The organism is Nonomuraea antri (assembly GCF_013283785.1).
Classification (GTDB): domain Bacteria; phylum Actinomycetota; class Actinomycetes; order Streptosporangiales; family Streptosporangiaceae; genus Nonomuraea; species Nonomuraea antri.
On sequence record NZ_JABCPZ010000047.1, the window covers coordinates 41629 to 55161 of the forward strand.

Below are 13533 nucleotides of genomic sequence, written 5' to 3' on the forward strand. Positions count from 1 at the left end.
CAGCTCGTACCTGGATCGGACTGGCAGTGCTCGTGCTGCCGATGCTGCTGATCGCCATCGACGGCATGGTGCTGGTCTTCGCGCTGCCCGCGATCACCACGGATCTCCAGCCCTCCGGCACCGAGCAACTGTGGATCCTCGACATCTACTCGCTGATGCTCGCGGGTCTGCTGATCACGATGTCGTCCCTCGGCGACCGGATCGGCCGCCGCCGGCTCCTGCTGATCGGAGCGGTGGGGTTCGCGGCGGCGTCCGTGCTGGGAGCGCTGGCGAGCGCGGCGTGGATGCTGATCCTCGCCCGAGCGCTGCTCGGGGTGGCCGGCGCGACCATCATGCCCTCGACGCTGTCGATCATCCGCAACATGTTCCTCGATCGGAACCAGCGCCGCACGGCGATGGCGGTATGGGCCGCGATGGGTTCCGCGGGCGCCGCGGCGGGCCCGATCGTCGGCGGCTGGGTCATCGAAGCCTTCAGCTGGCAGGCCGCTTTCCTGATGAACATCCCGGTCATGATCATCCTGCTGGCGCTCGCCCCGATCTTCGTGCCCGAGAGCGCCAACCCGATGCCGGGACGCATCGACGTCCCCAGCATCGCGCTCTCCCTCGCCGGAATGGTGACGCTCGTCTACGGCGTGAAGACCCTCGCTGAGGGAGAGAAGCCGCCGGCGGCGCTCATCACGTTCGTCGTTGGCGCCGTGCTTCTGGTGCTGTTCGTGGTGCGCCAGCTGCGCATCACGAACCCGATGATCAACGTCCGGCTGTTTCGGGTCCGCTCCTTCACCGGCGCGGTCGTGGTCGACCTGCTGTCGGTGTTCGCCCTGGTCGGCGCGCTCTTCGCGCTGACGCAGCACCTGCAGCTCGTCGCGGAACTCTCCACCGTTCAGGCCGCCCTCTGGATGCTGCCGCAGGCCGCGGTCTCCGCGATCGCGGGGTTCCTCGCCGCCGCGCTCATCAAGAAGATCCCCGCGTCGATCCTCGTGTCGGCGGGCGGCGTCATCACCGCGGCGGGATTCGGGATGCTGCTGTTCCTCACACCCCAGACCCCGCCGTTCGTGATCGCCATCTCGCTGTGCCTGGTCGGGCTCGGCGCCGGGGTCGGCCTGACGCTGACCAACGACATCATCATGAGCTCCGTACGCCCGGAGCACGCCGGACAAGCCGCAGCCGTGAGCGAGACCGCCTACGAAGTGGGCACAGCCCTCGGCACAGCCGTTCTCGGCTCCGTCCTGCTCGGCTTCTACCGGACCGGCCTGTCCTCCCATGCGCCCGCCGGCCTGCCCGGCGATGTGCTCTCGGCGGCCGAGGAGACGCTCGCCGCAGCCCTCGCCTTCGCCACCGAACTGCCCACCGCGCTCGGACGTGCGCTCGCCGACGCCGCGGTGACGTCGTTCACCCAGGCGCTCGCGTGGACGGGCGGCCTCGCGGCCCTGATCCTCACCGGGGTGGCGATCTTCGCAGCCGTCATGCTGCGCGGCGTCTCCGCACAAGCCGACCTGGCGAAGTCGGACTACTGATCTCCGGCCCTTGGCGAATTCTCTCAGGTCAGAACTTTCTGATCTTGTCGGATGCGTGAGGCATGAGGGCTGGCGGCGCCCGCGTCAGCGGTCGTGTCAGCGCGGCATCGGCCGGGCATCAGAGCGTTCAACGACCGTAGCGACCATGAACGGTTTACTGATCGTGGCCGCCGCGAGGCCGCGTAGGGCGTACCGGAACGAGATCGTCCTGGACGGCATCGACTTCCGCTGCCCCAGGCGGGTGCCGCTGGCCTGCTACGACGCCATGCTCGCCAGCCTCGTCGCCATCGGGATCACGATCGGGCTCGTGCCGGCCGGCAAGCGGGGGCCGGGTGTGCGGTCGTTGGCTCGGCACCTGTCGTTCACCCCGCTCACCGAGACCCTGCGCGGCCTGCTGTCCGGCCCGCCGTCGGCGGGGCCGGTCATCATGGCGATCGCCGGGTGCGCCGGGCTCTCGTTGCTCGGCTACCTGTGGGTACGCGCGCTGGTCACGAAGCGGGCATGAGGACGCGTCTTTCACGGTCGTGGACGAGTACGGCGCCGAAACCGGCAGGGATCTCGGCGCAGCACCAGGGAAGAACGTCCGTCTAATCCAGGCGGCGCAGGACTGAGCGCGCGGGGCTCAAGCGGTGCTCGTAGGCCTCGGGTACGGTCGCGGCGAGCGACTGGAGCAGCGCGACCGCCTCCTCCGCGGCCGCGCGTCCTTCGGCTTGGGCTTCGCTGACGGCCGTGCGGACCTCGGCGAAGGTCAGCAGCGCATGCGCGTGTCCGCTGTTGTAGCGCGCCGGATGTCGGGTGGCCGGCCGCCGGTACATCTCCACCGACTCCGCCGTGGCCGCCAGCGCCTCGGCGTGCTCGCCTCGCCGGGATCGTACGAGGCCGTGATCGGCCAACGCGCAGGCGAGATCTCCCGCCAGACGGTGGGGGTCGCGTCGGTACAGGCGCCGATAGAGGGCCAGGCACTGCAGTGAGGCGGTCAGGACCACCTCCTCGTGCGGGTTCAGCCCCGACGCTGACACGCTCAACGTATGCAATGCGAGCGCGAGGGTCCGCTCATGCGCCTCGGGGTCGGTGGCGGCGAGGGTGATGAGCAGGTTGACGGCTCCCAGTACGGCCTCCAGCGCCTCCTCATGACGGCCCAGGTCCGCCAGGACGCATGCCCTGTTGTTCAACGCCAGTGCGAGCTGCGAGTCGGCGCCTTGGTGGCGGCGGGCGATCTCGGCCGCCTCGGAGTCCGCCGCCAACGCCTCCTCGAGCCGGTTCAGCCCGTGGAGGCATGAGCCCAGGTTGTAGAGGCTGACGCACAGGTGCAGGTCGGCCTCGCGAACCTTCGTGCGGAAATCGGTGAGGTGATCGTCCCGGATCTGGTCGTCGAACTCGATGGTCTCGATGAATTCTTCGTCCAGTTCCTCGTCATCGAAAAGGTCGTTGACCTCACTCAGTCCGCCGTCGTCGAAAAGCTCCCTGCCGATCGGCTCATCGCCTGCGTCGAGAAAGTCCTCCTCGTCGGGGAACAAGCGCTCGAACCGGTGTTGACGATCCAGCGCTCGCGCTGCGAGTGCACGATCGAGACTTACGGCTTCTTCGAAGGTGGCCCGCGCTTCGTGATGCCGGCCTAACCGGCCCAGATCGAGGGCCACGTTGTTCAGGGTGATGGCGAGGCCGCGCGACACGAACTCTTCGTTGAAGTCGTCGTCCGCGTCGACCAGTCGCTTGCGCATCTCCACGCGTTCGACGAGGGCCGCGTACGCCTCCTCGTATCGGCCGACCTGGGCGAAAGCTTCGCTCAGCCGCTCCAACGCTTTGCCGTGCTGGGTGTTGATGTTCCAATCCGGTTCGTCATCGGCGTCGTTGTACCTGCGCCAGATCTTCTCCGCCTCGGCCGCGGCGTCGACCGCTTCGTCGAAACGGCCGGCGCCGGCCAGGCGGTCCGCGAACCGGCCGAGCGCGTACGCCAACGCATGGTCTTTCCGCCGGCCAGCTGATTGCTGACGGATTTCACGGACTGCTTCCGCGGCCGAGTCGAGCGCTTCGCCGTGCCGTCCGAGTCTCACCAGAATCTCGATGGACGTGGTTCGCGCGTCGTCCGCCAGATCGAGGGCGGAGCCGTCAACGACCGCCAGGCGCAGGCTCACCAGCCGCTCCTCCTGCAGGATCGGCAGCGCGTCCTCGTAGCGCCTGAGCTCCACGAGAACGCGTCCCAGGGACCACAACGTGTGGCGGTAATCGTCCAGATGGTCGGTGGCGACGTCCTCGCGGTAGACGTCGATCGCCTCGAGATATGCCAGGCGCGCGAGGTCGTACCAGCCTGGATGCTTCAGTTCGGCGCCGAGGCTCCTGAGCGGTCCCGCCGGGGCGTCCGGGCTGGGCCAGGTTTCGCGGGGCTGTTCACGCAAAGCCTCGACCTGTTTCGCAAGTACCTGTGCGTATCGCAGATCCGGATTGGGCCCGTCAGGTGCCACGGGGTGCTGAAGCAACATCTCCGAAGTGATCCGATCGAGCGCCATGATCGGGACGATATCGTGGCCCGACGACAGAACGACATCAACCGTCGGGTCCGCCGGAAGGTAGAAGTTCCCGGACACACCTCGCGGGTGGGATGGTCAGGCCTGCAGGTAGTGCAGGACGGCGAGTACCCGGCGGTGGTCGTTGTCCGACGGAGACAGGCCGAGCTTGGTGAAGATCTGCGTCACGTGCTTCTCCACCGAGCCGTACGACAGGAACAGCGCGGCGGCGATGGAGTTGTTGGAACGGCCCTCCGCCATCATGGCCAGCACCTCGCGTTCCCTCGGGGTGAGCGTGCCCAGGGTCTCCGCGCGGCGGCTGGCGCCCATGATCTGGGTGACGACCTCGGGGTCGAGGACGGTCTGCCCGGCCGCGATCTGGTCGAGCGCGGCCAGGAAGTCCTTGATGTCGGCGACGCGCTCCTTCAGCAGGTATCCCACGCCGTGGGCGCCGCCGGCGAGCAGCTGGGTCGCGTAACGCGTCTCGATGTACTGCGAGAACACCAGCACGCCGACCTCCGGGTGATCTCGGCGGATCTGGATCGCGGCCCGCAGTCCCTCGTCGGTGTGGGAAGGCGGCATGCGGACGTCGACCACGGCGATGTCGGGGCCGTGTTCCGCCACGGCCGTCAGGAGCGCGTCGCCATCGCCCACGGCGGCCACCACCTCGTGGCCGCGAGAGGTGAGCAGCATGCACAGGGCCTCCCTGAGCATCCCGGCGTCCTCGGCGATCACGATGCGCATGCACGGCTCCGTTCAGATGTGCAAGGGGAGTTCGGCTGTGATCACCGTAGGTCCTCCGGGCGGGCTCTGGATGTCGATCATGCCGTCAAATGTCTGGACCCGGGCGGCCAGCCCGCGTAAGCCGGATCCGGCGCCGATCGCCGCGCCGCCGGCACCGATCACCGCACCCCCGGTGCCGTCGTCGCGCACCCGCAGGGTCAGGAGTCCATTACGCGCCCGGACCTCGACGGCGGCGTGCCTGGCGCCGCTGTGCTTGACGACGTTGGCGAGCAGTTCCGTCGTGCAGAAGTAGGCGATGGCCTCGATGGCGGGAGCCGGTCGCTCGGGCAGGTCGGCTGCGAACCGGGCGGGGATCGGGCTCCGGGCGGTGAGCGTGGCGAGGGCTGCTTCCAGCCCTTGGTCGAGTGCCGGCGGGTGGATGCCGCGGATCAGGTCACGCAGCTCGGCGACGGTCTCCTTGGCGCTGCGGTGCGCACTGTCGACGAGGACGCGGGCGCGCTGGAGCCGTTCCTGCTGCTGATGCTGCTCATCATGTTCGTGCTGCTCGGCCTGTTCGAGCTCGTCCTTGGCCATGCCCAGGCTCATGGCCAGCGTCACCAGTCGTGCCGCCGTCCCGTCGTGCAGGTCGCGCTCGATACGGCGGAGCCTGGCGACCGCGTCCTCCGCCGCCAGCGCCCGTGCCTGCTCCAGCCGGCGGATCCGGGTGTCGCCCGGCGCGGGCCCGAGCAGCGTACGGGCGAGCATGCGCTCGGGGCCCAGGGCGAGGTGAACGCCCCACGGAGCGAGGAGCAGCAGCGCCAGTCCGGCGGCGCTCAGCAGCGCCGCGACCGGCCAGCCTGGAGGAGACAGGTGGGCCAAGGCGGCGAACCGCCCCCACAGGGGGCAGCCGAGCAGGAGCAGGCCACCTCCCCACAACCCGGCGGCGGACGCACCGGCGACCACGGCCGCCGGCAGCCGGAGCAGGCCGTGGATGACGGCGCGCCATCCCGTCACGTCGCCGAGCGCCGCGCCGAGCCGGTTCACCAGGCCCGGCCCGGCACGGAACGGGCCGGGATCGGGCACCCGCACCCCGGCCCACGCTCGTGCCAGCCGTCGATTGGCCGTGCCGAGCCGTCTGCCCGCCATCACGCTCAGGGCCAGCATCGGCACTCCGACGAGATTCGCCGTGAGGATGACGCTCAGCAGCATGAGAACGAGATGAACCAGACCGGTCACCACCAGGAACGGCAACGTCAGCACGTAAGCGAGCTCACGCCGCGATCGCGCCCGCACCGGAGCGGCGATCAGCACCCGCCACCTCTCCGCCTGCCTGTCCACGCTCCTCCTCGCCGAACACCGAACGCCGGACACCGGCCAGCACACGCCGCACGCCGCGCGCCGTCCAAGCCTGACGGACACCGCCCGCGCGCCAACACCCGGACAGCCCGTGGGGGACATCCCGAAACCAACACGGAGGACGTCCCGGTGGTGGCCATCCGGTCGGCGAAACCAGAGTGATCACCATGACGATAACCAAGCAGCGGCGCGGTCGAACCAGAGCAGCGATCATCGGGGTGACGGTGGCGGCGGCGCTGGCGGGGATGACCCCGGGAGCCTCCGCCGCCCCGGATACGCAGCCGACCTGGCAGGACTGCGCCGGCCAGGGCATACCGGCCGGCATGCAATGTGCGGCGATCGAGGTGCCCGTGGACTGGGCCGAGCCGGACGGCCCGAAGGTCGAACTGGACCTGGCCCGGCTGCCCGCCACCGAGCCCGCGCACCGGATCGGCAGCGTGCTGGGCGTCCCCGGCGGTCCCGGGGCCGACGGGATCGAGGACCTGAAGAGCGGCGCGGCCGACCTCACCGAACTGCGGCGCAGGTTCGACCTCGTCGCCTACAAGCCACGCGCCACCGTGTGGCGTGATCAGATGCCCCCGTCGTGCATGCGGCCTGGAACGTCGCTGTCCGACCCGCGGAGCCGGAAGCGGTTCAAGGCCATGGCCGCGGCGATGACCAGGGCCTTCGAAGCCTGCCGGAGCGCGGACAAGACCGGGCTGTTCGCCCACCTGGACGCACTGTCGGTGGCCAGGGACATGGACGCGGTCCGCGAGGCCCTGGGCGAGGAGCGGCTGAGCTTCATGGCCAACTCCTACGGAGGAGTGGCCGCCGGCGCCTATGCCCGGCTGTTCCCGCAGCGGATCCGCGCCATGTATCTCGACGGGACGATCAACCAGGTCGACGGCTGGCCCGAGCAGACGCTGCGGGCTCTGCCCGTCCTGGAACGGGTCTTCACCCGTTTCACCACCTGGTGCGCGGACACCCCCGCCTGCGCGTTGCACGGTCAGGACGCCGGCGCGGTCTGGCGCAAGCTCATCCGGGACGCCGACCGCAGGCCGATCCCGGTCACGTCGTCCGAGTTCGGCAAGGGCGAGCTGACCGGATGGCACCTGCGGAGCTTCGGCTTCATCAGCGACCCCGGACCGGACGACTCGCGGTGGCTCGCCTTCGCCGCGGCGGTCGACAAGGCCCGGCGCGGGGACGGGTCGGGCTTCGCCGATTTCGCTCTCGGCAACGCACGGATCTGGGCCGCGCCCGGGGTCCTGGCGATGACCTGCGCGGATGACCGTGGCTACCGCGGCTACGCGCAGCTGCAGAAGTTCCGCCGCCAGGCGCGGAAGGTCTCGCCGAACTTCGGGGGAGCCGCGTTCGACGCGCTCGGCTGCACCGGCTGGCCGCTGCCTGTCGCCAACCCGTCCCGCCCGCTGCCGGCTCGCGGCCTGCCGCCGTTCCTGGGAGCAGGCAGCACGTGGGGCGACTACGCGTGGACCGAGAGCTTCACCAGGATGATCCCGGGATCGGTGACCATCGGCTACGACGGGCCGGGCCATGTCCTGTACCTGTCGGGCAAGAAGTGCCCCATCCGACACGCCACCACGTACCTGACCGACCTCAGGCCGGCCGAGCCGGGCACCACCTGCCCCGCCGAATGACAGTCGTGTCGAACGGCTCTCCGCGGCATGACCTCACCGACGCTCGGCGCCGCCGGGAGAGACCAGGCCGGTCTCGTAGGCGACCACCACGGCCTGGACCCGGTCGCGCAGGCCGAGCTTGGCCAGGATGCCGGCGACGTGGGTCTTCACCGTGGCCACGCTCAGCGACAACCGCTCGGCGAGTTCGGCGTTGCTCAGGCCGGTGGCCAGCAGGCGCAGCACGTCCAGTTCCCGGGGCGTCAGCTCGGACAGCTCGCGGTGGACGATGGGCTTGAGGTCGTCGCGGCGGGCGAAACGCTCGACCAGGCGGCGGGTGATGGTGGGGGCGAGCAGGGCGTCGCCGGAGCGCACCAGGCGTACCGCGGCCACCAGGTGCTCGGGCGAGACGTCCTTGAGCAGGAACCCGCTCGCGCCCGCGGCGAGCGCGGCGTACACGTAGTGGTCGAGGTCGTAGGTGGTGAGGATCAGCACGCGGGTGTCCGCACTGCCGCCTGCGAGGATGCGCCGGGTGGCTTCGAGTCCGTCCATCTGCGGCATCCGGATGTCCATGAGCACGACGTCCGGCCTGGTACGTCGGACCGCGGCGACGGCTTCGTCCCCGTTGGCGGCCTCGGCGGGCACGTCGATGCCGTTGGCGGTGAGGATCATGCGGAATCCCGTGCGGACCAGCGCCTGGTCGTCGGCGATGACGACGCGCAGGGGCTCGGTCATGCGGTCCGCCACGGGAGGCGGGCCTTGACCCGGTATCCGCCCCCGGCCGCCGGTCCGGCGTCGAGGGTTCCGCCGTAGACGGCGAGCCGCTCGCGCAGCCCGATCAGTCCCCTGCCGCCGCCGGTCCTGGGCCTGGCGCCGCGGGTGCCGCGGGTGCCGCCGGTGTCGGTCACCTCGATCTCCAGCCGGTCGCCGTCCTGGCCGATCGTCACGGACGCGGCGGCCCCGGGCGCGTGCTTGATCGTGTTGGTGAGAGCCTCCTGCACGACCCGGTAGGCGGCGAGGTCGATCCCCGGAGGCAGCGGCCCGGGCGGCGACACCGTGGCGTCCACCGGCACGCCGGCGGCGCGGACCCGGTCCATCAGGGCGTCGAGCCGGTCGAGCCCGGGCTGGGGTTCGAGCCCGTCGGCGGGCCCGTCGAGGCGTTCCCCGCCGGGGCCGGCGAGCAGGCCCATGACGTGGCGCAGCTCGGCCATGGCGGCCCGGCCGCCGGACTCGATCGCGAGCAGGGCCTGTTTCGACTGTTCCGGCGCCGCGTCCATCACGCTGCGGGCGGCGCCGGCCTGGATCACCATCACGTTCACATTGTGGGTCACCACGTCGTGGAGCTCGGCGGCGATCCTGGCGCGCTCCTCGGCGACGGCCCGGCGCGTGGCGTCCGCCTGCTCCTGCCGCATCGCGGTGAGCCGCCGCCGCCAGAAGCGCACGAAGTTGCCGAGCACGCCGACGCCCAGCAGGGCGAAGAACGGCCCCGTCCAGCCCGGCAGCACCGGCGTGACGTCCCCGAACCCGGCGCCGAGCAGCCCGCCCGCGAGCACCAGGCCACCCATCGCCAGGACCCGGTTGCGGCTGTGCGCGATGGCGCCGTAGGCGGCGATCGCGCACGTCAGCACGGTGATCCAGGTCGCGTCCGCGTGGGTGGCCCGTGTCGCGAGCAGCACCGTCCAGAAGGCGACGAGCGGGTAGCGGCGCCGCACCGCCAGCGGCAACGCCGTCAGCGCCACGAGGAACGCGGGCGCCTCCTGGTACGGAAGCCGCACCTGCGCGGAGAGCTCCGCCGGGCTGGGGAAGGGGAGGCGGGGGTCGGCCGGGAACCGCAGGCTCTCGATCACTCCGGGCTGCTGCGCCGCGCCGCCGATCGCCGGATTCTGCGCCGCCACGGTCACCGCGAGGACCGTCAGGACGATCGCGAACACCACGTCGAAGACGAGGGCCCGGCGAGACGGTCGCGGAGACCCGCCGCCGCTCCGCCCTGGCGCGTCCGGGGCCGGGTCGTCCTCGTTCAGCCGGCGGTACAGGTCGAGCACCCGCCGCCACCACGGCCGTCGTTCGCTGGTCTCCACCGGCACATTGTCACGCCTGCCCGGTAAGTTCCACATCGGCCGGCGTGACGGGACCGCCCGCTCTTCAGAACTAGGTCGCGAGGATGACCCGGCCGCGCCTCGTTCTCCAGCGCCAGATGATCTCGGCAGCACGGCCGAAGCGCGCCGGTGGGGGCCGCGCCTAGCTTCGTTCCCGGCACCAGGCCGTGGTGCGACCGCGGCCCCGTACGGCATGCCTCGACGATCGAGGCGCCGTTCACAGGAGGGCATAGTGTGACCTCTGTTCTGCGAGCCCAGGCACTGGGCAAGAAGTACGGCGGGCGCTGGGCGCTGCGCGAGTGCACCATCGACATCCCGGCAGGCCACGTCGTGGGGCTGGTGGGCCCCAACGGGGCCGGCAAGTCCACCCTGCTGAAGCTGGCCTGCGGCCGGCTCGAACCGACGGCGGGCGGCATCACCGTGCTCGGCGGCCGGCCGGGAGGCACGTCCGCGCAACTGGCCAAGGTCGGGTTCGTCGCCCAGGACACCCCGGTCTACGCGAACCTGACCGTCGCCGAACACCTGCGGCTGGGCGCCCGGCTCAACCCCCGCTGGGACGACGGCATGGCGCGGGAACGCATCGCGCGGCTCGGCCTCGTCCCCGCGCATCGGGCGGGCCGGCTGTCGGGCGGTCAGCGCGCCCAGCTCGCCCTCACCCTGGGCCTGGCCAAACGGCCCGACCTGCTGATCCTGGACGAGCCCGCGGCCGCGCTCGACCCGCTGGCCCGCCACGAGTTCCTGCGGGGGTTGACGGAGGCCGCCGCCGAGCACGGGCTGAGCGTGGTCTTCTCCTCCCACCTGGTCTCCGACGTGGAACGGGTCTGCGACTACCTGGTCGTGCTCGTCGACTCCCGCGTCCAGATCGCCGGGAGCACCGACCGGCTGGTGGCCGCCCATCACCGGATCACCGGCCCGCGCCGCGATCCCGGCGATCCGCCCGCCGGCCAGTACGTGGTCTCCGCCCGGCACACCGACCGGCGGAGCACGTTCGTGGTCAGGGCCGACGCCCCGATGAGCGACCCGGACCGGACGGTCAGCCGGATCACCTTGGAGGACCTCGTCCTGGCCTACCTGGACCGGGGCGCCGCCGAGCACCGGCGGGCCGCCCAGGAGGTGCGGGGATGATCTGGCTGACCTGGCGCCAGTTCCGCGGCTCGGCCGCGATGACGGCCGCCGTGCTCGTCGTCCTCGGTATCGCCCTGGCCGTGTCCGGCCCGGGTCTGGCCTCCCGCTACGCCGCCGGAATCGCCGCCTGCGCCCCGGACGACACCTGCGCCGACTTCTTCGACCGGTTCTTCGGCGAGCACCAGATCCCCTTCCTGGCGCTCACCCTCGTCGTGCTGATCCTGCCGGCGCTGGCCGGGCTCTTCTGGGGCGCCCCGCTGGTCACGCGTGAGCTGGAGGCGGGCACGCACCTGCTGGTGTGGAACCAGAGCGTCACCCGCGCCCGCTGGCTGGCGGTCAAGCTCGGGCTCACCGGCCTGGCCGCCATGGCCGCCGCCGGGGTGTGCGCGCTGGCGGTCACCTGGTGGTCCGATCCGCTGGACCGGTCGGCCGTGCCGGAGATGGCGCGCATGGCTCCGCTGGTGTTCGGCGCGCGCGGCATCACGCCGATGGGGTACGCGGCCTTCGCCTTCGTCCTGGGCGTGACCCTGGGCGTGCTGGTGCGCCGCACCCTGCCCGCCATGGCACTCACCCTGATCGCCTTCGCCGCGATCCAGGTCGCCATGCCGCTGCTGGTCCGGCCCCATCTGCTGCCCCCGGTCACGTCGGCGTTCGAGCTCGGCCGGACGAACGTGGAAGGCCTCGTGCCGCAGGGCGGCGCCGTACAGATCTTCCTGAGCACGTCGGCCGTGCCCGGCCACGCGGGCGCCTGGGTCCTGTCCAGCGACCTGGTCGCCCCATCCGGACGGGCCGGCGGCGGTCACGGAGCGGCGGGGCCGTCCTCGACGATCGCGCGGTCCGTCCCGGTCTCCACGACGTCGGGACCCTGCGCCCCCATGGGCGGTCTGGGCACCGACGCGTGCACCGCCGAGATCAACCGGCTCGGCTACCGGCAGCGGGCGACCTACCAGCCGCTGGCGCGCTTCTGGCCCTTCCAGTGGATCGAGACCGGGATCTACGCCCTGCTCACCTTGGGGCTCACCTGGCTCTGCTTCAGGCGGATACGCGGAGGCCTGTCGTGACCGCCGTCGTCCGGGTCGCGTCCGCCGGGCTCGCTTTCCTCCTGATGACGGCGTGCACGGCGCCGGCGCCGCCGCGCGGCGAGAGCGGCACGGCGGCCGGCACGGTCTGCGCGCCTCCCACGGGCGCCCCTGGCAAGAAGAGCGCCACCACGATCGACGTCGTCGAGCAGGCGTACTTCTGCGTACTCGGCAACCATTACAAGGGCGCAACGCTGGACGCCCGCTCCCTGCTCACCGCCGGATTCGCCGCCCTGACCCGGGAGCTCCACCGCGCCGGACGAGACCTGCCCGAGGCGCGGTTCCCGGCGCTGACCGGCGACAGGAAAGCCGACTGGGCCGCCTTCGAAACCGTCTACCGGAGGATCACCGGCCAGGTGCCCGACCTGCGCGACCGGCTCGGCGTCGTCACCCTCGAAGCCATCGTGGCCGCTCTCGACGACGAGCACGCCTCCTGGGCGCACGACGTCGAGCAGCCGCCGGACCACCACGACGGCGACGGTTACGGCCTGGGCCTCGAGGCGAACGTGAACGCGTCGCAGGCGGCCGGCGACCTCGACGCCGCCGTGCCGCCGCTGTTCGTCATCGCCGTACGGGCTGGCGCGGCGAAGGCGGCCGGGCTGCGCCCGGGCGACGTCATCGAGTCGATCAACGGCTCGGCGCCCTTCATCGACCGGCGGGCCACCCCGGCGATCCGCGCCCTCTATCCGCGCTACCCGGAGGCGCGCCCGGTCGAGCTGACCCTGCTGCGGCCCCGCTCCGGCCGCCGCTGGAGCGTGACGCTCCAGCCCGGCCTGTTCCAGCAGGACCTCTCCGACCTGCGGGTGGTGCGGTCGAAGCTGCTGGACGACGACATCGCCCACGTACGCGCGACCGGCCTCCCGCCCGACTCCGCGGATCGGACAGCGCGGGCGATCTCCCGGCTGCGCAAGGGCCGGACGCTGTCCGGTGTCGTGCTCGACCTGCGCGGCGCCGGCGCGGGCAGCGCCACGGAAGCGACCCGGCTGCTGAGCGCGTTCGTGCACGGCGCGGTCACCGCCTATCACTGCACCGCCGACGACGCCTGCCAGAGCCTGCGGACCGACGACACCGTCGCGCTGCTCGGCCTGCCACTGGTGGTGATCGTCGACCGCGGCTGCGCCTCGGCGTGCGAGCACTTCGCCGCCGCGGTCAAGGACCTGCGGGCCGGCCCGCTGGTCGGCGCCAGGACCGCCGGCCTGGTCTCCGGGCCGGTGCGGAAGTACCTGCTCGCCGACAACACCGTCCTGAGCCTGCCCACGAGGTACCACCTGGGGCCGAACCGCGAGGTCGTCGACCGGATCGGCGTGCCGCCCGACCACGACGTGCCCCTGACTCCCGAGGACGCGGCCGCCGGGCGCGACCCCGCCCTGGCCAGGGCCCTGACCCTGCTGCACGAGTGAAGGGAACGCCCGATGAGACACCTGCCGGCGGTCGCCGCGGGGCTGGCCCTGCTCGCCGCGTCCGCGTGCTCCGCGCCCGCCCCGCCCAGAGCCGCCGGGCCGGCCACGCCGGCCGGACCCGTCACC

At 71.8% G+C, this 13533-nt stretch carries 11 protein-coding genes; 6 read left to right on the plus strand and 5 right to left on the minus strand.

Annotated features, from left to right (window positions below):
- The first annotated feature begins 26 nt into the window (after positions 1-26).
- Both HII36_RS17925 and HII36_RS17930 read left to right on the plus strand, forming a co-directional pair.
- Entirely contained in the window at positions 27-1514 is a 1488-nt protein-coding gene (locus HII36_RS17925; protein ID WP_217369651.1) for an MFS transporter, read from the plus strand.
- Positions 1515-1659: 145 nt separating this feature from the next.
- Positions 1660-2019 carry a hypothetical protein gene (locus HII36_RS17930; RefSeq protein WP_173524343.1) on the plus strand — a complete coding sequence of 120 codons (360 nt, stop codon included), beginning with the start codon at positions 1660-1662 and terminating at the stop codon, positions 2017-2019.
- A gap of 82 nt (positions 2020-2101) precedes the next feature.
- Here HII36_RS17930 and HII36_RS17935 read toward each other — a convergent pair whose 3' ends face one another.
- From HII36_RS17935 to HII36_RS17945, 3 genes are all read right to left on the minus strand, one after another.
- Positions 2102-4021, minus strand: a complete 1920-nt coding sequence (locus HII36_RS17935; RefSeq protein ID WP_173524344.1) for a tetratricopeptide repeat protein — start codon at positions 4019-4021, stop codon at positions 2102-2104.
- Between the two features lie 96 nt (positions 4022-4117).
- Complete coding sequence (locus tag HII36_RS17940; RefSeq protein ID WP_173524345.1) at positions 4118-4762, minus strand: LuxR C-terminal-related transcriptional regulator; 645 nt, start codon at positions 4760-4762, stop codon at positions 4118-4120.
- 12 nt (positions 4763-4774) lie between these two features.
- The gene (locus HII36_RS17945) at positions 4775-6079 is read right to left on the minus strand and encodes a sensor histidine kinase (RefSeq protein ID WP_217369652.1); all 1305 of its coding nucleotides are present in this window, start codon (positions 6077-6079) and stop codon (positions 4775-4777) included.
- A 185-nt stretch (positions 6080-6264) separates the two neighbouring features.
- Between HII36_RS17945 and HII36_RS17950 the strand changes: the two genes are divergently transcribed.
- Positions 6265-7731 (plus strand): alpha/beta fold hydrolase, encoded by a 1467-nt coding sequence (locus HII36_RS17950; protein ID WP_173524347.1) that lies wholly within the window; start codon positions 6265-6267, stop codon positions 7729-7731.
- Between the two features lie 33 nt (positions 7732-7764).
- On the opposite strand, the gene HII36_RS17955 is transcribed toward HII36_RS17950, so the two are convergent.
- Positions 7765-8442 carry a response regulator gene (locus tag HII36_RS17955; RefSeq protein WP_173524348.1) on the minus strand — a complete coding sequence of 226 codons (678 nt, stop codon included), beginning with the start codon at positions 8440-8442 and terminating at the stop codon, positions 7765-7767.
- The gene (locus HII36_RS58670) at positions 8439-9785 is read right to left on the minus strand and encodes a sensor histidine kinase (RefSeq protein WP_328807761.1); all 1347 of its coding nucleotides are present in this window, start codon (positions 9783-9785) and stop codon (positions 8439-8441) included. Before HII36_RS58670 ends, HII36_RS17955 begins: the two co-directional genes overlap by 4 nt.
- Before the next feature lie 252 nt (positions 9786-10037).
- Here HII36_RS58670 and HII36_RS17965 point away from each other — a divergent pair, with 252 nt between their 5' ends.
- From HII36_RS17965 to HII36_RS17975, 3 genes are read left to right on the plus strand one after another with little or no spacing between them, the layout of a single operon-like run.
- Positions 10038-10928 carry an ABC transporter ATP-binding protein gene (locus HII36_RS17965; protein WP_173524349.1) on the plus strand — a complete coding sequence of 297 codons (891 nt, stop codon included), beginning with the start codon at positions 10038-10040 and terminating at the stop codon, positions 10926-10928.
- Positions 10925-11989, plus strand: a complete 1065-nt coding sequence (locus tag HII36_RS17970) for an ABC transporter permease (protein ID WP_173524350.1) — start codon at positions 10925-10927, stop codon at positions 11987-11989. The genes HII36_RS17965 and HII36_RS17970 overlap by 4 nt, the downstream gene beginning before the upstream one ends.
- On the plus strand, positions 11986-13407 hold the full coding sequence (locus tag HII36_RS17975; RefSeq protein ID WP_328807762.1) for a S41 family peptidase: 1422 nt from the start codon (positions 11986-11988) through the stop codon (positions 13405-13407). The genes HII36_RS17970 and HII36_RS17975 overlap by 4 nt, the downstream gene beginning before the upstream one ends.
- Positions 13408-13533: the final 126 nt, after the last annotated feature.